General features: G+C 65.6%; 21 protein-coding genes and 1 pseudogene. 17 read left to right on the forward strand and 5 right to left on the reverse strand.

All coding sequences use genetic code 11. The features are described 5' to 3' along the window. The first annotated feature begins 136 nt into the window (after positions 1-136). Entirely contained in the window at positions 137-1570 is a 1434-nt protein-coding gene (locus tag AADX97_RS15155; RefSeq protein WP_374234518.1) for an O-antigen ligase family protein, read from the forward strand. Here AADX97_RS15155 and AADX97_RS15160 read toward each other — a convergent pair. Further along, the gene (locus AADX97_RS15160; protein WP_374234517.1) at positions 1550-2263 is read right to left on the reverse strand and encodes a tyrosine-protein phosphatase; all 714 of its coding nucleotides are present in this window, start codon (positions 2261-2263) and stop codon (positions 1550-1552) included. The genes AADX97_RS15155 and AADX97_RS15160 overlap by 21 nt on opposite strands. A 252-nt stretch (positions 2264-2515) precedes the next feature. On the opposite strand from AADX97_RS15160, the gene AADX97_RS15165 reads away from it, so the two are divergent. The 12 genes from AADX97_RS15165 to AADX97_RS15220 all read left to right on the forward strand — a co-directional run bounded on the left by AADX97_RS15165 (position 2516) and on the right by AADX97_RS15220 (position 14848). Next, on the forward strand, positions 2516-3283 hold the full coding sequence (locus AADX97_RS15165; protein ID WP_374234516.1) for a hypothetical protein: 768 nt from the start codon (positions 2516-2518) through the stop codon (positions 3281-3283). Between the two features lie 291 nt (positions 3284-3574). Continuing rightward, on the forward strand, positions 3575-4612 hold the full coding sequence (locus AADX97_RS15170; RefSeq protein WP_374234515.1) for a polysaccharide biosynthesis/export family protein: 1038 nt from the start codon (positions 3575-3577) through the stop codon (positions 4610-4612). 23 nt (positions 4613-4635) lie between these two features. After that, positions 4636-6963 carry a GumC family protein gene (locus tag AADX97_RS15175; protein ID WP_374234514.1) on the forward strand — a complete coding sequence of 776 codons (2328 nt, stop codon included), beginning with the start codon at positions 4636-4638 and terminating at the stop codon, positions 6961-6963. A 232-nt stretch (positions 6964-7195) separates the two neighbouring features. Next, positions 7196-8494, forward strand: coding sequence for a tetratricopeptide repeat protein (locus AADX97_RS15180; RefSeq protein WP_374234513.1), 1299 nt, complete (start codon positions 7196-7198; stop codon positions 8492-8494). Positions 8495-8501: 7 nt separating this feature from the next. Next, positions 8502-9980, forward strand: a complete 1479-nt coding sequence (locus AADX97_RS15185) for a hypothetical protein (protein ID WP_374234512.1) — start codon at positions 8502-8504, stop codon at positions 9978-9980. A gap of 421 nt (positions 9981-10401) precedes the next feature. After that, positions 10402-11451, forward strand: coding sequence for an undecaprenyl-phosphate alpha-N-acetylglucosaminyl 1-phosphate transferase (locus tag AADX97_RS15190; protein WP_374234511.1), 1050 nt, complete (start codon positions 10402-10404; stop codon positions 11449-11451). Between the two features lie 15 nt (positions 11452-11466). Continuing rightward, the gene (gene rfaH, locus AADX97_RS15195; protein ID WP_374234510.1) at positions 11467-11982 is read left to right on the forward strand and encodes a transcription/translation regulatory transformer protein RfaH; all 516 of its coding nucleotides are present in this window, start codon (positions 11467-11469) and stop codon (positions 11980-11982) included. 1171 nt (positions 11983-13153) lie between these two features. Beyond that, the gene (locus AADX97_RS15200; protein WP_374234509.1) at positions 13154-13381 is read left to right on the forward strand and encodes a hypothetical protein; all 228 of its coding nucleotides are present in this window, start codon (positions 13154-13156) and stop codon (positions 13379-13381) included. Beyond that, on the forward strand, positions 13378-13782 hold the full coding sequence (locus tag AADX97_RS15205) for a hemerythrin domain-containing protein (protein WP_374234508.1): 405 nt from the start codon (positions 13378-13380) through the stop codon (positions 13780-13782). Before AADX97_RS15200 ends, AADX97_RS15205 begins: the two co-directional genes overlap by 4 nt. Positions 13783-13785: 3 nt before the next feature. Beyond that, a complete protein-coding gene (locus AADX97_RS15210; protein WP_374234507.1) occupies positions 13786-14181 on the forward strand; it encodes a Rieske (2Fe-2S) protein in 396 nt (131 codons plus the stop codon). An 89-nt stretch (positions 14182-14270) separates the two neighbouring features. Further along, on the forward strand, positions 14271-14585 hold the full coding sequence (gene grxD / locus AADX97_RS15215; RefSeq protein ID WP_374234506.1) for a Grx4 family monothiol glutaredoxin: 315 nt from the start codon (positions 14271-14273) through the stop codon (positions 14583-14585). 20 nt (positions 14586-14605) lie between these two features. Continuing rightward, positions 14606-14848, forward strand: coding sequence for a BolA/IbaG family iron-sulfur metabolism protein (locus tag AADX97_RS15220; RefSeq protein ID WP_374234505.1), 243 nt, complete (start codon positions 14606-14608; stop codon positions 14846-14848). Positions 14849-15024: 176 nt separating this feature from the next. Here AADX97_RS15220 and AADX97_RS15225 read toward each other — a convergent pair whose 3' ends face one another. Continuing rightward, positions 15025-15597, reverse strand: a complete 573-nt coding sequence (locus tag AADX97_RS15225) for a lipocalin family protein (RefSeq protein WP_374234504.1) — start codon at positions 15595-15597, stop codon at positions 15025-15027. Between the two features lie 401 nt (positions 15598-15998). Between AADX97_RS15225 and AADX97_RS15230 the strand changes: the two genes are divergently transcribed. Further along, positions 15999-16811, forward strand: coding sequence for a methyltransferase domain-containing protein (locus AADX97_RS15230; RefSeq protein WP_374234503.1), 813 nt, complete (start codon positions 15999-16001; stop codon positions 16809-16811). 12 nt (positions 16812-16823) lie between these two features. Further along, a complete protein-coding gene (locus tag AADX97_RS15235; RefSeq protein ID WP_374234502.1) occupies positions 16824-17441 on the forward strand; it encodes a hypothetical protein in 618 nt (205 codons plus the stop codon). Positions 17442-17691: 250 nt separating this feature from the next. Here AADX97_RS15235 and AADX97_RS15240 read toward each other — a convergent pair whose 3' ends face one another. The 3 genes and pseudogenes from AADX97_RS15240 to AADX97_RS15250 all read right to left on the reverse strand — a co-directional run. Then, positions 17692-17892, reverse strand: a complete 201-nt coding sequence (locus tag AADX97_RS15240; protein WP_374234501.1) for a hypothetical protein — start codon at positions 17890-17892, stop codon at positions 17692-17694. A gap of 430 nt (positions 17893-18322) precedes the next feature. Next, positions 18323-18556: a DUF3581 family protein gene (locus AADX97_RS15245; protein ID WP_374239305.1), complete on the reverse strand. Its 234-nt coding sequence runs from the start codon at positions 18554-18556 to the stop codon at positions 18323-18325. A gap of 34 nt (positions 18557-18590) precedes the next feature. Then, positions 18591-18707 (reverse strand): annotated as a pseudogene (locus AADX97_RS15250) (DUF3581 family protein); the annotation flags it as partial. Positions 18708-18963: 256 nt separating this feature from the next. Here AADX97_RS15250 and AADX97_RS15255 point away from each other — a divergent pair. Both AADX97_RS15255 and AADX97_RS15260 read left to right on the forward strand, forming a co-directional pair. Next, positions 18964-19587 carry a DNA/RNA non-specific endonuclease gene (locus AADX97_RS15255; RefSeq protein ID WP_374234499.1) on the forward strand — a complete coding sequence of 208 codons (624 nt, stop codon included), beginning with the start codon at positions 18964-18966 and terminating at the stop codon, positions 19585-19587. Continuing rightward, on the forward strand, positions 19565-19849 hold the full coding sequence (locus AADX97_RS15260; RefSeq protein ID WP_374234498.1) for a hypothetical protein: 285 nt from the start codon (positions 19565-19567) through the stop codon (positions 19847-19849). The genes AADX97_RS15255 and AADX97_RS15260 overlap by 23 nt, the downstream gene beginning before the upstream one ends. The last annotated feature ends 148 nt before the right edge of the window (positions 19850-19997 follow it).

Consider the following 19997-nt stretch of genomic DNA (forward strand, 5'->3'; position numbering starts at 1 on the left):
CTGACCACTTCAAAAGGGACAATAAGTTACTCCCACGACCCGCTTCGCGCCGAATCCAGTGCTCTCCACGGATGCCCGCCTCGACTCTGTCGGGAAGTTTTTGGAATGCATAAAGGGCCAACCCGTTGGAACCGCAATGCCGATTGATTCGGGTCCTGTTCCGAATGCTTTGGCCTGGCTGCAGGTCTGGGTCATCGGCTCGGTTGCGGCGGTCTTGATGGTCATGATGGGCGGTGTGCACCCGGGGCCGCGCGCTTTGGCCGGGGCGGCGATCGCCGGTCTGTTCTTTTTGACCTGGACTTGGCGTCTCGCTCGCGGCTCGGGGCCGGATGCTCGGGATCGCGCTTGGTTGTGGGTCTGGCTGGCGGTCTCGGGGTGGATCGGATTGCAGCTTCTGCCCCTGCCGCGGGGGTTCTTCGATTGGATCGGCGCTTATCCGCCCGATCTGCTTGCGCAGTATCCCGAGCTGCCGATTACCCGGCTTTCGCCCAATATCGCCGCCACCCTCGGATACTGGGGGATGTTTACAACCTATTGGGCGGCGGCCGCCTTGACGGCGGAGCTTCCGCGGCGACACCTGGCGGTATTGGTCGGGATTCTGATCGGGCTGGTCTTCGCCGAGGCCCTCTACGGCTTCATCGCCCACCTGGGGAGGTTCGAGACGGTCCTTGGGCTTTGGCCGGCGCCTGGCGATCACGCTGTCGTGGGCGGCACCTTTTGGAACCGCAATCACCTTGCGGGACTCCTGGCGCTCGGATGGTCCCTCGGGATCGCGTATCTCTTGTTCGGCACCCGGATCCGCCCGGTGCGCGTCCATGAGGTGCGTTACCTGCTTGTCCTCGTTTTCAGTCTGGTCATGGCCTTGGCCCTGTTCAATTCCTTGTCGCGGTTGGGGACGGCCTCGGCGCTCTTCGGGCTGCTCGTCTTCGTGCTGCTGGCGCGGGCGAATCGGGTCGGGCGGGTGGCCGGATTGGAGCGATTGTGGCTGTCCTTGGCGGGCCTGGTGGCCTTGGGATCGGCGATCGCCTTCGGGCTTGCACCCCTGTTGCTGAGGTACTCGGCGGTCGTGACCGATACGGGGCGTTTGGAGGCGTTGCTTCCACTCGCGCATCTGCCGGCGAAGAGCTGGATCGCCGGCGTCGGCGCCGGCGGGTTCGAGGACATCTTCAAGCTGGTTCAGCCGGCTTCGCTCGCCCCGACCTTCGATTATCTGCACAACGACTGGGTGCAGTTCGTGCTTGAATTCGGCGTGCTCGGGACCGTCCTGATCATGGCGGCGTTGGTAGTTTGGTGGCACCGAGCGGGACCGAGTCGGCTCAATCGGCTGCGCGCCGGTGCGGCCGGCGGGATCCTCGCCATCGCACTGCACAGCTGGGGCGACTTCAACCTGCAGATCCCGGGCACCGCCTTCGCGTTCTGGGTGGTCGTGGGGGTGTTGTGCAACCGCGCACTCGAGCGTGAAGAGGTCGCGCTCAGGGGCGCGGACGCAGTAAGCCGAGCCAGCGGCGTCGGGCCGGCGCCTTTCCGGGGGCAGCGCAGGGCGCGAGGCTCACGAGATCCTCGCCGGTGAGCAAGCGTCGCGGGTCAGCAGGGTCGCTGCGTCCTCGCCCAGCCATTCGGCGACGCTTGCACGCCCGACGGCCAGGGTGTCCGGGCTGCGCCCCGCGGGGCGATGTGCATCCGAGGCGATCAGGTGGACCCATCCCGACTCCAGCCAGCGACGGCACAGGCGCTGCATGCGCTCGCCGAAATCGCCGCTGCAACTCTGTGCCGTAAGCTGCGCCTTGCATCCCCGGGCGATCCATTCCGCCAGTTGCTCCGGTCGGCGCGCGAGCGTCTGATTGCGCTCGGGGTGGGCGATCACGGGCGTCACCCCGCGATAGAGGAGCTGCTCGAGGATGGTCTCCGCACCCATCGGGATGGATGCTTTGGGGAGCTCGACCAGTGCGGCCTTGCCCAGGCCGTTGTAGGTCAGCGCGGTGCCGTCCGAAAGCCGGCTCGGCAACTCGGGCACCAGATGCAGCTCTGCGCCGGGATAGAGCCGAAGCGGGATCCCGGCTTCGAGAAGACGTTCCTGCAGGTCTGCCGACGCTTGCCGAATCTCGTCGGCGGAGTTGCTGTAGACCCCGTTCAGGTGATGCGGGGTGCATACGAGCTCCTCGATCCCGCTCGCGGACGCGGCGCGGGCCATGTCGAGGGCGACCTCGAGCGTATGCGCGCCGTCGTCGATGCCCGGGAGGATGTGGCAGTGACAATCGGTCATCGGTCTCGATTCCAGTCGAATGTGTTGTGGGCAAGCGCCCGATGTGCGGATCGATCGGACTCGGCGGTCGCGATCGTCGCGTATCGCCCCGACCGCTCGTCGGTCAGACGGTGCGCGACAGGGCTCGAGGAGCGAAGAGGCTGCGCGCCGGTTCGCAATGCACGCAGACCAGACGCTTTGTCGGCTATACTTGGAACGCAGCGGTTCATCACGTATGCTTGCGAGATAAATTACACGTAAAGGAGATTTGAGATGTCGATGCATCAATCCCGCGGTCTGTCAGTCGTCGCGCTTCTCGTATCCCTCGGCTTGTCCGTCAATATCGGGGCTGCGGAGATCATCGGCAACCTGTCGACCGATCAGGCGGCAACGGTGACGGGGCAGGGTCTCGAGGTCCAGGTGCGACCCGGTCAGGATTACGTGGTGTTCTCCGGTGACACAATTCGATCCGGTGCGGGTGAGGGGTCGTCCGTTCTGACCATCCCGGAGACCGGGATCATCAAGCTCTCTGCGGACTCCGCGGCCGCCGTCGAGCGCTCGGACGCCCGTTATCTGCTCACGATCGCGCGCGGAGAAGTCGGATTCGACCTCGTCCCGGGCGCGAAGGTCTTTCTCGTGAACGGTGACGAGCTCATCGACCTTGGGCAGGGTACGGGCAAGGGTGCCGTGGCCGTCTCCACCGACGGCGCGGAGGGTTACCTGGTCTTGGTCGATGCATCCGGCGACGTCCGGATCGTGCATCTGCAGACGAGTGCATTGGTCTACGAAGGACAGCCGAAGGCGGAGTTGATCCAAGCTCAATTCGGCCAGGCTCCGGCTCCACTACTCGGTGTCGGCGGCGCCGGTACCGGCGGTTTCGGAGGTGCAGGCGTCTTTGCGGGTCTTGGAGCGGCGGGGACAGCCGGCCTGCCCTTGGTCGTGGCCGCCACCGTTACGGCATTCGCAGTCATCGACGCGAATACGACCGTTTTTCGCAGGGACGAGGCCACCCCGGCGAGCCCCGTAACACCAAATAATTAGCCGCTTTGACCTGATGGGTGGCGCCATGTAACGCCGTGGCCTGACCACAAGGCATCATGAGATGTCATGGGACGAGTGACATCCTGACCGGCGGCATCCCCGCGTCGAGACTGCGTCCGCGCGATTCGAAACGATCGCGCGCGGGCGCGCCGCCGCACCTGCCCTTCGATGCCATTGACAATCGATCTCCGGGGGCGACGCTCGTATCGATATACGTGCGCCTTTCCTCGACGACGCATCCTTTCCGAGAGTTCCGGCTTGCGAGGGCGTCGCCATGACGGTGTTTGAATAATGAGTCGTACGCTTTTCGCCCGGTGCTTTATGTTGTTTCCGGTGTTCGTGATTGCGCTCGTGGGCTGCGCGAGCCCCCGGAGCGATGGATCGGATGCCGCCGCGGCCGGGTCGATCGCCGCGGAGGCACAGGCCCGAGCGGATCAGGCGCGGGTCATGGATCTCAATCGCCAGCTCACACTGGCCGCCACGTCGCAATCCTCGAACCTCTCCAGCCACGACTATCGTCTGGGGCCGGGCGACGTCATCAAGATCGAGGCCCCCCAGGCGCCGGAGATCAACAGTCTCAGCGTGCGCATCACGGGTCCGGGCACCGTGAACCTGCCCCTGGTCGGGGAGATTCGTTTGGGCGGTCTCACCACCGCCCAAGCCGAGCAGTCACTGATGCAGCACCTGAGCAAGTACATCCACTCGCCCCAGGTTGCGATCTTCATCAACGAATATGCCTCCCAGGAGGTGACGGGAGCGGTCGCGAGACCCGGTGTCTATCCCATGCAGCGTCCGCGAACCCTCTTCGAGGTGCTCTCCATGGCCGGCGGCTTGTCGCCGAATGCGGGGTCGACGGTGAGTCTGCGTACCGGTGTGCCCGATCCGGAAACCGGCCAGGTCGCGACTCACAATCTCATTGTCGACCTGCGCGACCTGGTGAAGGATCCGAGCGCACAGGCGTTGGCGCTGCGCGGCGGCGACAGTGTCTATGTCCCCGAGGCCGGCGTCTTCTTCGTCGAAGGCGCAGTCGGCAAATCAGGGTCGTATCCGCTGCGCCCGGACATGACTGTTCTCAAGGCGATCGTCGTGGCGGGGGGAACGGATTGGACCTCGGTCGAGAAGAATATCCGGGTGATCCGGCACGACGGGAGCGGATCGCCGCGGGAGATTCCGGTCGATCTCGTGGCGATCCGCGACCTCGGGCAGGAGGATATGCGTCTCCAGGACGGCGACGTGGTGGTGGTCGACACCAACTATGCCAAGAAGGGCGCTGTTGTGATGTGGAATCAGGCCCTTAGGGTGCTCTCGTTGGGCATTCTTTATCAGTAGGCCAGCCTAAACAGGATGATCGCGTGAATCCATTGCCGCCGCCCAGTCCATCCGCCTCGGCGCGGGTCCCACAGTTGCGCCAGCCGGATCGGTTGGCGACCTACGAGCCGCCGCATTACCCTGAGGCGGTCGACGACGACGGCCTCGATCTGCGCGAGCTCTGGCGGATCGCGCTCAAGTATCGGCGCACCATCCTGCTGTTCGCCGCCATCGTCATCGTGACCGTGGTCTCTGCGACCCTCATCATGCGCCCGATGTATCGGGCCACGACGGTGCTCGAGGTCTCCCCGCAGAGCCAGGGGATCGTTCAATTCCAGAACGTTCAGAGCACCCAGCAAGACTCGGCCACCTTCCAGCGCACCCAGATCGAGATCATCAAGAGTCGAGTCGTCGCCGAGGCCGTGGTGAAGCGGTTGAATCTCGGCGAGCACCCGGCCTTCAACGGCGAGCTTCGGCAACGCGATCTCGCGGCCGGGCTCCGCGAGATCTCCGCGATGCTGCTTCATCCGCTGAAAGACGGCATATCCGCGCTCTTCGGCGGGGCAGGGGGGCAGGCCGCGGACGCCGATGGGCTCGGGAGTAATGCGACCCCGCCCGAGGACGCCGAATTGCGTGCCCTCGTCGGCCGGGTCCAAGGTGGGCTCACGGTGAACCCGATCCGCGCCTCCAATCTGATCGAAGTCAGTTTCGAAAGCCTCGATCGTCAACTCGCGGCGACCGTGACCAACGCGGTTGCCGACGCCTATCTCGCGCTTAGTGCCCGCAAACGATTCGAGTTGTCGAGCGGTGCCGAGTCCTATCTGAAGAGCGAAATCGAGGACCTGCAGGGCAAGCTCGAGACCTCCGAAAAAGACCTTTACGCCTTCGCGCGCCGTAATCAAGTCGTGGATCTGGAGGATCGCAACAACATCATCTCGACCCGTCTGACCGAGCTCAACATCAACCTCTCCAAGGTCAAAGGCGAGCGAATCGCGGCCGAGTCGCTCTACCGGCAGTTAACGCAGGCGAACGTCGACAGTCTGCCGACCGTCCTGCAGGACGGCCGTATGACCGACCTCAGGGGGCAACTCTCCAGCCTGCGCGCCGAGTACGCGCGCTTGGGTCAGACCTACACCTCCGAGTATCCGCGCATGCAGGAGCTGCGACGCCAGATGGACGACATTCGCGCGACCCTGGAAAAGGAGCTCGGCAATCTCGTGGAGAGTCTCGAGGTGAATTACCGCCAGCTCGCCGATCGCGAGGAGCGGCTCACCCAGGCGGTCGAGCAACAGAAACAGGATCTCCTGGAGCTCCAGGATCGCGCGGTGCAATACAACATCCTCAAGCGCGAGTGGGAAACCAACAGTCAGCTCTACAGCGGTCTGCTCGAACGCATGAAGGAGGTCGGTGTCGCGGCCGGCATGGAGCGCGACACGGCCTCGGTGATCGACCGTGCGCTCGTGCCCGGCGGCCCGTTCGCACCCAGCCTCAGTCGAAACCTTGCGATCGCGACCGTGCTCGGCCTGATGGGCGGGATCGGTCTCGCGTTGCTCCTGAATCTTCTCGACAACAGTGTCCGAGACCCCGAGGAGGTCGAGCGTTTGGTGCATCTGGCCAGTCTCGGCTTGTTGCCGCGCGTGGATTCCAAGACCATGGCGCCTGCGGTACGGATCGAGCTGATGGCCCATCTGCAACGCGAGCAGGGTCTCTCCGAGGCGTTCCGGTCTATCCGCACCAGTCTCATGTTCGCCACACCCGGCGGTGCCCCGAAGGTGCTGATGGTCACCAGTGCCGTCCCCGGCGAAGGCAAGACCACCGCATCGACCAGTCTGAGCATCGTCTTGGCGCAAACCGGTGCATCCGTCCTCCTGATCGATGGCGATCTGCGCAAACCGCGTCTCCACAAGATTTTCAACGTGCCGCGCGGCCCCGGGCTGACGGAGTATCTGGTGCAGGGCGATTCCGACGCCTTTTACTCGACACCCGTCGAAAATCTGACCCTGATGGTCGCCGGAACGCCGCCTCCGAATCCCGCCGAGCTCCTCAGCTCCGGCGCGACCGATCGCATGCTCGAGGAGATGTCGCGCCGATACGACTACGTGATCCTCGACAGCAGCCCGGTCATGGGTCTCGCTGACCCCATCGTGCTTGCGACCAAGGTCAATGGTGTACTTTTGGTCTCGGCTGCAGGGGCGGTAAGCCGCGGCGCTCTGCGCGAGGCCGTCAAACGCTTGCGGGCGGTGGATGCGCCTTTGGTCGGCTCGGTGCTCAACATGGTCGAGCCGCACAGCAGCGAGTACAGCTACTACAACCGCTACTACTACAATTACGGTTCGTCCGAGGAAACGGCCCTGCACCGCGAGGCGGCTTGACCCCTTAGGCGAATACCGGAAACCCTCATACCAACGGCGTAGGTTGTGCCGAGCCGCGCGAGGCACAACCAACCGTCGGCGCAAGTTGTGCTTCCTATCGTCAGCACAACCTACGGGTATGGAAGTTTGCGGAAATCACGTTAAACCGCCTCGCTGAGATGCGGTTTAGTGTCGGCACGACGGCTATCGAGTCTTTCTGAATCCATCCCCTTCGACAAGGCTTCCGTAACCTGTGTCTCGCGCTCTCGCCCTCGTCGTCTTGACCGTCTTTTGCCTGCTCTGGGCGACGGCCGCCCTTCAGGGTTGGTGGGTGGGTCGCCTGGCGGGCGGGTCGACGCATGGCACGCTCCCCGGCGATGCACTCGTCGACCCTGCGATGCTGCCGATCCCGCCGCGTCTGCCCTGGAGCGGCGGCGACGCCGCACGCGAGTGGGCGCGCCGTCTTCTGCCCCTGTCCGGAGACGCGTCCGAGCCTCGCAAGCTGTTGGAGGTGAGCCTGCGCGAACGCCCACTCTACGCCCCGACCTGGCTCGACCTGGGTGAGCTGCTCGCCTCGTCGGGCGATCGGGAGGGCGCCGCACGGAACATCCGCGTCGCCCGCGCATTGTGGCCCGAGCGCGCGACCTTGCAGCAGCGCGCAGCCTGGATGCAGGTCGCCTTGGGACCCCCGGACGCGGCACTCGCCGCACTTATGGACTACTGGGCGATTGCCCCGCAGGACGGGCTGCGGACATTGGGGCTTGCACGCCGTTTCGAGCCGGCGCCCGAGGCATTGGTCGATGCTGCGGCGCAGGTCTGGTCGAGCGGGCCGCACGACGCCTTGGTGTATCAGCGTGGTCTGCTCGATCTTGCTCGCCGGGCCGGCGATCTGCCATTGGCACAGGCGCTCTGGACCCGGCTCGACGACAGGAGCCGCGCCCTGGATGACCTCTTGTTTCCCTATATCCGAATGCTCGCGGCCCAAGGGCGACACGCGCAGGCGGATGCGGTTTGGGAGGATGCGCTCGGTGAGCCGCCGGGGCTCGTCGACGGCCGCTTCGAGGAGCCGCTTGTCCAGCTCGGTCCCGACTTCAGGCCCGGTTGGGCTACGCCCGGCTGGCGCTATCACGCGAGCGGCGACGGTTTCAGGATCGGCGTCGAAGGGCCGCAGGGCGATGCCGGATCCAGCAGTTTGCGTATCGACTTTCTCGGCACCGCGAATGTCGACCTCGCTCAACCCAGCCAGATCATGCGCGTGCGGCCGGGCACCTCCTACCGCCTCCACGGCTACTGGTCGGGCGAGGACATCACGACGCGCTCGGGGGTCTTCGTGGAGCTTTACACCGTCGAGACCCGGCCGGTGGTCCGGGTACAGACCCCGCCACGTTGGGGAAGCTGGGCCCGGGAGCCCTTCGAGCTCGAGATCCAGGTTCCGGAGGACGGCCTGCTCGTCGCCGTTCGGGTTCGGCGCGCCGCGACCACCGCCCTGGACCGCATCTTGAGCGGAACACTCCGGCTCGATACGCTGGAATTTCAGCCCATGCAACCATGATTCCGGGATGATCGAGGACTGGCCACGACATCTGGCGCGGACCCTGGTGTCCGGTAGGGCCACTGCCACGCTCGAGCAACAGCTCGATGCGCTTCTCATCTGGCTGGGCAACCCGGACAACCCGAACGTCGCTGTCCTCGACGATGCGATCGCACGCACGGGGCTCACGCGTTTGGATGCCGCGGGCCGTGCCTACGACATCCTGGATCGTTTTCTCTTCGCCGTGCCGAACGGGTCTCCCGAACACATCCTCGCCCTGCGCGACACGGCCGACCTTGCTGCCGCGAAACAGCGCTACCGGTGTCTGATCCAGGCCTACCACCCGGATCGTCATCCCGCGCGGGTCCTCGTGCACAACGAGCGCACCGAGCAGATCAACATCGCCTATGCCGCCTTCGAGCGTGGCGTGCGCGAATCGGCGTCGCGCGGCGCCGCGGCGTCCGACCCCGGTTCGACGCGAATAAAGCCCCGCGCTCGTCGGCGTCGACCCTCGAAACAGGTCGATCCCTACCCCTTGGGTGCGGCACCGTCGCGCCAATTGCTCGGGGCGCGGCTGCGCCGATGGCTGGGCGGTGCCGAGTCCTTCCAAGCACGTTTTTTCGTCGGTCTGATCCTGCTCTGCACCTTGCTTCTGGCATCGCTGCTCTATCCCGAGCCGGCTCCGCAAAGGCTTTTGGAGAGGCTCGATGTGCCTGCGTTGCTTGCGTCCGAGGCAGGTTTCGACGGCGTCGAGCGTGCGCAAGCCCCGTCGGATGCTGCGGAGCTACGCCTCGTTGCGCGGCCGACGGCGATCGCCCCGGTACAGACGCAGCCCCGCCTGGACGCTGTACCGCCCCCGTCGCTGCTCGGTCAATCCCGATCCGAAACGGTAATCCTCCCCGATGTACCGGCCCCTCCGGTCGGGATCGCGCCGATTCGCCCGGTGCAGGCGATCGAGCGCTCGCCCGCGCTGGCCCGCTCCTCGGATTCCTCCGCCGACGCGCCCGTCCAGCCGGCTCGCAATCGCCCCCCTGCGGTCGACGAGACATCGAGCAAGGCGGCCTCCAAGACGGCTCCCCCCGCGGACACCTTCAAGGGCGCACCATCGCCACCGGGCCGATCGTTCTCCCCGGCACCCGAGTCCTCCGAGGCGGTGGGCTGCGAACCGATAGCCGGTGCACTCGATCGCTTCCGCTTGGCTTACAGTCAAGGCTCACTCGGGCTCCTGATGGCCCTCTACAGCGCGGATGCGCAAGAGAACGAGACGCGCGGCTGGTCGGGGATCCGCCGACTCTACCTTCGTTGGTTCGATCAAACCAGCGATCGCCGAATCACTTTTTCCGGCATCCGCATCGTTCCGGAAGGAAAGAAGCGTTGCGGCGCGCGGGCGGGGTTCAACGTGAGCTATCGCGATAGCCAGGGACGCAGTGTCGAACGCACAGGCACCATCGCCATCCTGTTCGACGGCCGCGGGGAGGACGCTCGGATTGTACGGATCTCGTATTGACGCAGAATTTGTCGTTGTCGTTGTCGTCCGGAATCCGATGACGACAACGACAACGAACAGAGCCTTCGACCCACTTTTCCTGGTTCCGGCTCTGCGGGTAGATCCTGTTCCGGAAATCAGCTTGAATGCAGGCGCAGTGTCGACAAGACCCTCCCGGCGGGTCGATCATTGCGTATTCGCAACAACAATTTACGACTTGTGGTTTTTCCCTGAGCACGGTTAAATATTGACAATGTGTTCCGGGGGCCGGGTCCCCGTCGCCGCGAGGACGGGATCGAAACGGAGTATTCGAGGCGATTGGTCGTCGGTTTTTTTCGCATTGTGTTGACTGATTTAGCAAGGAGACGGATATGGTCGCGTACGAGCTGAAGAGGGTTCCCGGATTTATGCCGGGATGCATCCGGTGACGGCGATTTTGGACATGGCTGTCGCGTTTCTCATCAGCAGCGTCGTCCTCGCTGTGCTCTTTCCCGTAGCCCCCATGATCGGCCTGATGGATCACCCGGGCGACCGGCGCAAGGTCCACCGCCATTCCGTTCCGCCGATCGGCGGAATCGCGATCTTCTCGGGTCTCGCCGCGAGCAGCCTGCTCGCTTTGCCGTTCACTGCGCCGCAACTCTACGGGATGGCCGGTGCCGCGCTCCTGGTAGTGGTCGGTGCCTTTGACGACCGCTTCGGTCTCGGCCCGAGGGTGCGCCTCGTGGCCCAAGTCGCAGCAGCACTGTTGCTGACCCTCGGGGGCGGTGTCACGCTCACCTCGCTCGGTAATCTCCTGGGCTTCGGACCGATCGATCTCGGGTTGTTTTCGGTACCTTTCACCGTGTTTGCGATGGTCGGCGTGATCAACGCCGTCAACATGATCGACGGCATCGATGGATTGGCGGGCGGTCTGATCCTGATCGCGCTCGGAACGCTGCTGCTCCTCGCACCCGAGATCGGCCCGATCCAAATCCTGTTGCTCACCACGATCGCGGCGCTGATTCCCTATTTGGTCTGCAATCTGGAGCTTTTCGGCGTGACCGGGCGCAAGATCTTCCTCGGCGACGCGGGCAGCCTCCTGCTGGGCTACATCCTGGTCTGGGCCTTGGTCGATGCCGCAGGGCCGGCCGGGAGCATCGACCCGGTGACGGCACTCTGGCTCGTCGCCATACCGCTGATGGACACGCTGCGCGTCATGGGTCGGCGGATCCTGCAAGGCGTCTCTCCCTTCAGCGCCGATGCCGGCCACCTCCACCACTTCCTGTCCCGCGTTTTCCACAGCACACGCAAGGCACTGATCCTCATGTTGGCCGCCGCGATCTTGTTGACGGGAATCGGTGTCTTCGGTTTTTTGAATCAAATCGGCGAAGTGGTCATGTTCTACCTGGCCTTGGCGATCTTCGTTGCCTACCTGCTGGTCGCACGTTACATGCACAGTCTGTCGCAGGCATTGGAGCAACAGAGTCGACAGATCGTCGGTGAAGTAACCTGAGCGAGGCCGTGCACGATGAATTGCGAGACCGGCTTGGAAGCCGCGCCCCAATGGTATCTGGTGCAGGCCAAGCCGCGGCAAGCCGAGCGCGCCGAGGTGAATCTCGTCCAGCAGGGCTATAGCATCTTCCACCCGCAGTTGATGATCGAGCGGATCCGTCGCGGGCGACGCGTGACGGTCGAGGAATCGCTTTTCCCCAACTATCTGTTCATCTCCCTGCGCCGTTGGGTCGACAACTGGTATCCGTTGCGCTCCACCCGGGGTGTCGCACGCCTGGTGTCCTTCGGCCGCGAGCCATTGCCGGTCGACGATGCCATGATCGAAGAGATTCGGCGTCGAATCGAAGCCAGACCGGCCCAGCCCAGCTTCAGTCCCGGCCAAAAGGTCGAGATCATCGAAGGCCCCTTCCGCGGGCTCGATGCCATCTTCAAGATCCACCAGGGCGAGCGCCGAGCCCAACTCCTCATCGAGCTGCTCCACCGCCAAGTCACCCTGACGATCCCCATCGCAGACATCCGCCGCTCGGCCTGATTTTCTTTTTGGGCGGAGTATGCCTCCGTAGCCGCGTAAGAGTCTCGATGTCCCGCTCAGCTGCCGCCCAAGCCGGAGCGCGAGTACGGATGACGCGGCGAGGGGTCGTGCGGGCGCAATGCGCACCTACGGCTCCTCCGTGGGGCTGCCCCGGCAAGCCCGATCCCGCCTACGCTGCGCATGCCACGCCACTCGGCCACCTGTTCCACCAACATCCTCGATCACATCATGATGAGCCAAGCCATGTGCAGTGGCGCCATAACCCTGGGGGCAAACGCCTACGCCGGCCAGGTAGAGCATGAAGCGTTCGAGCGAGCCAACGCCGGAGCGGCGAAGAACCGGCAGACCAGCGATCACCGACCGGTGTCGCTTGAGCTGACGCCGATCTCTCCGCCCGGTCGGCACGCCATCGCGAAAGCCGAGCACGACAGAGCCCGGACAGATCCGTTGCCGGGCCACCCCGCCCCGCACCTCCGCACCGGTCCGCCCCCGGCAATCGACGCCGGCAGCGGCCGGAGCTCCGGTCCGGGACTCCTCACTTCGACGCACCCTCGGCAGCTGAAGAGCGTGGCCAACCGGCTCTTGGCACCCGGCGCCAGCAACCGGGCGGGCACGACCGGGGGATTCTCATCGGTGGTTGCGTCGAGCGTTGCAGCGATCAGGCAAGGCGATCCCGGCTGAGAGGGCACCACGTCCCCGGCACAGGGGGCCATCGTAGAACGTAAGCGCCGCCGGTCCGGATGTGGCGACGTCTTCACGCGCCACGACAGCCGGCGACGGGCCGCGCTCGCGTCGAACCGTCTGTGCTGCCCCCACAAGCGGATCTAACCATTCCCGTTCGCAGCGGCTTTAAGCTGGCCTGCCGATGTCGCGAATGCGACACCTTGCTGTCGCAACGGGCCGTTGTAACTGGTACGTCGCTGAAAAGCCGTTCGCTATCATTGGTCCGTCGTTTGCTAGGGACAGCCAAAGCACAACAGCAGGGCAGAGCGATCCCATGCGATCAAACCCTCTACGCAAACCGAGAGCGCAGGCAGAGGCCGTACCGCTTTCACGCAAATTGAGCGCGGCTGTCTGCCTTGCTCGAGACGACGCACTCCGGTGCGCGGACGCCCGCCGCCGCAACGCTGTCCGGCAGACCTTCGCCACACGACCCGGAGGGAGCTGAGCCATGGCCCGCTTCGAACCCTGTCATGGCAAGAACGCCTGCCGCGACAATGGCGAGCGCTGTCTGACGTGTGGCCGAGAATCGAGCGAGATCGCAAGGCTCCGGGCATGCGTCGACGAGCTGGCCAACCTGGCGATGGAACGTGACTACGACAACAGCGAAGAGTACGCCACCTACGTCGCTCGCAAGCTGTTCAAGACCATCGCCTATCGCCGGGAACAGCCGAAATGAGCGGGCTCCTGATCGATCCCGACGACAGCCGCTTCCGCCTCGGTGCGCAGGCGATGGATCATGTTCATGGCGAGTTCATCGCCTTGATCAACGCCATGGCCGAGGCCGATCAAGCCCGCTTCCTCGAGATGTTCGAGCGCCTCGTCGACCACACCGCGGCGCATTTCGACCAGGAAGAGCGGTGGATGATCGAGACTCGGTTTCCGGCGCTGCAGGAACATCGCGGCGATCATCGGCGTGTGCTGAGCGATCTCAGAGCCATCGGTCAACGCTCGACCCGGGGCAAACTGACCATGGGCCGAGCCTATGTGCGCGACTACTTGCCGACTTGGTTCGCAGTGCATGCCGTGGCCATGGACAGCGCCCTGGCCGCACATCTGAATGCGAACCCGGGTTCCTGACCGGTGGGCACGACACCAACCCAACGCGCTTCGGCGCGCGGCAAACGCAAGCTGCCGGTCTGTGCCAGCGCTGATTTGACGGATCGTCAGCATCGCATCATCCCCGTGCTGTTCAAGCACGAGCCGCAGAGCGCCATCGTGCTGCGACACGGCGGCCAGGTCTACGCCTACTTGAATCAGTGCGTGCACATGGTGCGGCGTCTGGACTGCATGCACGACGCGGTCTTCGATGCAGAGCACGAGCACCTGCGCTGCTCCATGCACGGCATCGTCTATGACCCGACGACGGGTGAATCCTTGAGTGTCTTGTGCTCCGGCGAGCGACTCGAGTCGTTGCGGTCCATGGAGATCGACGGTCAGATCTACCTCGTCGACAAACGCGTGACGGGCCTGCCCTGACTTGGGCGCGTTTACATCTCGCCGGTGACTGCATGCGCCGGGCAAACAACCGCCAACCGACCACTGAACTCCCACAGCGAGCAATCCCGATGAAAACCACCGACAAGATCCGTCAACAACTCGAGGAAAACCCAGTCGTCCTGTCTATGAAGGGCACCCCGCGCGAGCCACGCTGCGGGTTCTCCGCCAAGGCCGCGGCCGCGCTGCAATCGACCGGGGTGGAGTTCGCCTATGTCGATGTCTTGGCCGCACCCCTGTTCATGCAGGCGCTGCCCGAGGTCTCGGATTTTCCCACCTTCCCGCAACTCTTCATCAAGGGCGAGATCATCGGCGGCAGCGACATCATCGAGGCCATGCTTGCGAGCGGCGAACTGCTGCCGATGCTGAAAGACGCGGCCGCCTGACACGAGACCGAGGATCACACATGGACCAGAATGAAATCGTCAAACGCGTTCGTGCCGAACACCCGGACGCGGTCGTAGACATCGCCGGGGCCGACTGCAATTTCGAGCTCCACATCGTCAGCGAAAGTTTTGCCGGACAAGGGCTGCTGCAACGCCAAAAGAGCGTCTTGGCGCTGTTCAAGGACGACTTGAAGTCCGGCGCGCTGCATGCCTTGACGATCAAGGCCAAGACACCGCAAGAGAAGGCCGTGGAGGCCCCATGAGACGATGCTCGATCGCCGCGACCCGGACGGCCTGCGCCTGATCCCAAGCGGTCCGGCAGGGGGGCAGGGGAGCTGCCCTCGTTCGCACGGCGGTTTGGGGACACGACACGCCGGAGACTGGCCCAGCGTGCGATGGATATTCCGATTCGCACCTTACCGTCGTCCGAGTAAGCCCCTCACCGATCCTCATCCGGCACTGCTGAAGTTACGACCGGTGCCACGCTGGGCAGGGGGAAGATCAGCGCGCCGGTCTCGAAACCGGCCGCCCGTGCCTTGGCGATCAGATCCTCCAGGATCTCGGCCGGCAGTTGCGGTTGCCGGGCCAGGATCCACAAATACTCCCGCGTCGGCCCCGAGATCATCGCCCAGCGGTATTCGGGATCCAACTCGAAAACGTGATAGCCGCCGTAGAAGGGGCCGAAGAAACTGACCTTCAGGCTGGCGACGTCCGGCGTGGACTGGAAGTAGGCCCGTCCCTCGGCGCTCTTCCAGACACCCGCGGCGGGGTCGTAACCCCGGTTGAGCACGGCTAGACCTCCGTCCTCGCGCCGACTGTAAGTGGCGGTCACCTGCTCCAGACCGCGCTCGAAGCGGTGGTCCAGACGGGCGATCTCGTGCCAGGTGCCGAGGTAGCGCTCGGCGTCGAAACCCCGCACCGGCGCGATGCCCTCCGGCACGCCGGTACAACCGGCCGCCAACAGCATCGGGAGCAGGAGGAAAAGTACGAGCAGCCACGGGCGAGGATTCATCGCGGGTACCGGGTCGGGTGGTTGTGGGTGTCGGTTGCCCGTCCCGCGAGGGCTCGTGACCCGCTCGGATGCGCGTCCCTCGGCGTCACGGGTCGCGCCGGACGGCACGGGAGGTGCGCCGCGGCGAGCACGCACGGGCCATCGCGCCCGGCCGATCCCGCATCGCGACGCCGACGATGAGCGCCGCGGCAGGCTAGGGACCGTCCGAAAGACCTGTCAAGGCAAGGGCAAGGCCGCGCCGGGTCATCCCCTCGCCCGAGGACGCGTCCGTCGTCGAGCGATGAGCGGCTCGGGATCCGGCGTGGCGCGTGACCGGGGTCGTAACGACCCGGCGACGATCGCCGCCGTTTGCGGGATGATGGCGACTTTCTCTCCTGCCCCCGGCCCTGCGCCTCACGCCGATGCCCGCCGAGTATCTTGCCGCCGGCTTCCCCGATGTCGATGCGAGCACGCGCACGGCGGACTACACCCGCTGCCTGGAGCTGCTCGATTCACTGCCTTACTTCCGGGCCTACAAGGCGCGCAGCGCTGTCCTGCTCGATCTGCACGCCGGTCAGACGATCCTCGAGATCGGCTGCGGACTCGGCGACGACGCCCGCCGCCTGGCCGAGCGGGTCGCACCCCGCGGGCGCGTCTTCGGCATCGACCGCAGCCGGCGCCTGCTGGCGGAGGCGCGGGCGCGCACCGCCGCGGCAAACGGGCTCGCGTTCGTGCAGGCCGATGCCCGCGCCCTGCCCTTCGCGACGGCGAGCGTGGATCGCTGCCGGATCGATCGCGTCCTGCAGCACATCCGCGACCCGCAACGGGCGATCGACGAGGCGGCGCGCGTGCTGCGCCCCGGCGGGTGCCTGCTCGCCTACGACAACGACTGGGGCACCTTCGCCCTGAGCAGCCGCCTGCGCGAGACGACAGCGCTCGTCCAAAGCCGCTGGGCCCATGCCTTCACCAACCCCTGGATCGGACGGGACCTGCCGCGCATGCTGCTCGCGGCCGGCTTTCACGCCGTGCACGTCGAGCCGAGCGTCTCGCTGATCCGGGAGGTCGACCTGGCCGACCGCGTCTACAACGTGTCGGACACCCTCGACCGCGCGGTGCGCGACGGCGCCCTCTCGGCGGCGGCGGCCGAGGCATGGCGCGCCGAGCAGGCGTTGCTCGGCCGCACCGGCGGCTTCCTGTGCAGTCTCACCGCCTATACCGTCGTCGGCACCCGGTGAGCGACACGGCCCATGCCGACATCGGCCCTCCAGCAGGCGATCGCGCGACACCATAAAACGGCACGCGGCGCGCTCCGGCCGCGCGCCGTTCGCAGCGCGACAGGTCGGGTCGCGCGGGATCTGCCCGCTCTCCAGGATCACCGTGCCCTGGATGCGCAGGTCGCCCGAGAGTGTGCTCCACCCTCGAGACGACTCGTGCGGAGGGGTCCAGTCGAGCTCGGCGAACACGGCACCCCAGTCCAGCGAGGAGCGCACGAAACGCGGCGGTGCGCAGCCGTCGGCCGTCGTCTCGGACGCACCCTCGCGCACCGCGTTCGCGCCGGACCCGGCCTCGCGCGGCACCAGGCCCGGCGGCAGCGTCGGGAAGCGCTTCGCGAGCCGCTCGGGGTCGGTGTCCGCGGCGCAGGCCGCCGGGTCGTCTTCTTCGTCACAGGGGCCGAGGACCTGCACCGTCCAGCGCCCGTCCCGGCGCTGCAGGAGCGCGGTGACCTCCTCGTAGCGGCGCGCCCCGTCGCGCGATTGCGGGGCGGCCTCGATCCAGGCCCAGCCCTCGCGCACCCGCAGCACCGCGACGACGAAGACCAGATCCGGCCCCGTCAGGTGCGTCAGCTCCGCGCGCAAGGCATCTAGGATCGCGCCCCGCTCCCGGCTGCCGGGCGGCGGCGTGGCGATCGTCTCGCGCGTGGCCGCCGCCGCGTGACTCGCCATGCAGCACCCCAGCAGGATCAGGATCAGGCCGTAGCCGATCCGGTCGCGTGTCGGGTTCATCCTCGTGTCCTCGCTGCAATGAGATGACGAGGCCCGCGCGAGCGCATGACCGCGCGCCCTCAAAGCCCCATGATGTCCCGCAGCTCCACGCTGCCGAGCACCTGGCAGTCGATCATGTCGGGATCACGATCTCGCGCATGCGCCGGCGGAAGGGGAACCAGCGCGCGGCCTCCTGCGGATCGGCCGGGATCTCCAGATAGAGGTTCTGCACGTCGATGCACAGCAGCGCCGTCTCGGCCGGGTCCAGCACCAGGTCCTCGGGCTCGGGGGCCTGCGCGTAGTAGAAGGAGCGGTAGGCGGTCTTCCAGCGCATCGAGGTTCTCCGGGTGATGGGACGGGCGGGTAGCGCGCGCGGCCGCGCCAAGCAGGTGCGAGCCATCGGCGCCGATGATCCCCGCGCGTGCAGCGTAACCGGCTCGACCCGGTTGTGATCCGTAGCCAGCGGGACGTCTCATGGGCGATGACGCCGTCGGGCGTGACGATCCGATCCGGGTCGGCAGGGCGTCGAGGTTCAGCCGTGACCGGTCACCCAGCACCCGAAAGACGGTGACTCTTCAATCCTGTTGGCGAGCCGTCGCGGCCGAACCATGGGGTTTCTAGCCCAAACCGCACAAAAACCCCACTTTGGAAGACTGCATCGCCCTGCCCGACATGGATTGCAGCCTGAGGCCTGCCGTCGTCTACGAGCTGGGGGCATGTCCAGCTCCGACCGAGCAGCCCCCGAGCCAGCATCCATCAGGCGGTCAGACGCCGGCGCGACCGGTTGCCTTCCACCCGGCATAGCGCTCCACCAACCCCCTTAACGCCTCGGGCTCATAGGCCCGCAAGCCGCTCAGGATGAGGGTCTTCGCGCCCTGTCCGACCGGCTCCCCGGCAGCCGTCATGCGGAACCCGAGTCGGGCCTCGCCGCGCTTGCCCGTCACCTCCAGCTCGGTCGATTCCAGAGCAATGTCCACATCGGGCGAGGACAAGCGCAAAGAGGAGATCGCCGGGGACACAGAAGCGCGGATTCGTCGCATCGTGGATCGGATTGAAGTCACCCGCGACCTCCTTGGCGAAGGCGCTGCCTTGCGGCGCGGAGATGCGGAGCGTGCCGTCTTCGGCCGCGTGGAAAGGATCGAGAAACATGGCTCAAAGCTCCGAGGTCGGGGAGGCCGGACGACCTGCCACCGGGGCGAGGAAAGGACATCGACCGCGCGAGGGGTCGGGTTGGCGCTGTTTGCCTTCGGGGAACACGGGCGCTTCGCGCCTACGCACCACGCGGTTCATTCCCGCAGACGCGGGGAACACTTGTAGAAGCCAGCCCGCGCCGGCGCCTAGGCAGTGTCGAGGTTAAGGCGAATTACGGAAACCTTCATGCCAAGGGCGTAGGTTGTGCCGAGCCGTGCGAGGCACAACCATCCTCCTGGCGGCGTCGACCCCCTTGCCGCAGCCGAAGGACCAAGGTGTGGTGGCGCAAACGCGCGACGGCCGCACCGAGCTCCTCTACCGGCACTTCACCATCTTGATGCACCGCGAGCGCCGGTTGGCCTTGGTCTGCGCCAGCAACGTGACCGCCGAGCCTGACCTGAAGGAACCGGAGCCCGGGCGAGACTACTCGCGCAAGGGTCTCGGTAACCTCCGGGAGAACGACCAAGAGCGCTGGTTCCTAGATCCGCGCCTGGAGTCCAAGTATCAGCTGCCGGATGTCTTCTTCACAAAGGACCGAAAAGCGTTCGACAAGGGGCACATCGTGCGCCGGGAAGACGTAGCCTGGGGCGACAGCTACGACGTTGTCCGCCGCGCCAATGGCGATACGTTCCACGTCACCAACTGTTCCCCGCAGGTGGCCGACTTTAACCAGTCTCAGCGGGGGGAAGACAACTGGGGGGATCTTGAGAATCAGGTACTCGCCAACGCCGCCAGTGAGCGATTGTGCGTCTTTGCGGGTCCCGTCCTGGACCCAGCGGACGAGGTTTTCGTCGGCACTGGAGAGGGGGGGTGCGGTGCTCCGGGCCAAGGTTCCTAAACGCTTCTGGAAGCTGATCGCCGCCCGCACCGATAGATGCCTCGCCACCTACGGCTTCGTTTTGGAGCAAGACCTCGAAGCGGTCGATTGGGAGCTCATGGTCCCGGCTGGCTTCGTGCCGGCCATGTATCCGATCTCCGACATCGCGAAAATGACTGGCCTTGTGTTTGATCCCGCGACCCAAAACGCCGATCAATACGATACGGTCCTTGGCGGCGAGCTTGCGCTGCGTACGGGCCTACGGCAGCGGCACACCTCATGACGCGGGGTGCACGGTCAGCGTTCGCCGCTGACCCGGTGCGTGCTGGGAGCGGCACCCTCGTCGGTGGCGTTCTCGCCGCCGGAATGTCTCAGCTACAGGCTCTGGTGGCCATCCATTCGCGAAAGTTTCGGACATTCCGAGCGGGAAT

It is taken from the genome of Thiocapsa sp. C2-2m, from assembly GCF_041903745.1.
GTDB lineage: Bacteria > Pseudomonadota > Gammaproteobacteria > Chromatiales > Chromatiaceae > Thiocapsa > Thiocapsa roseilacustris.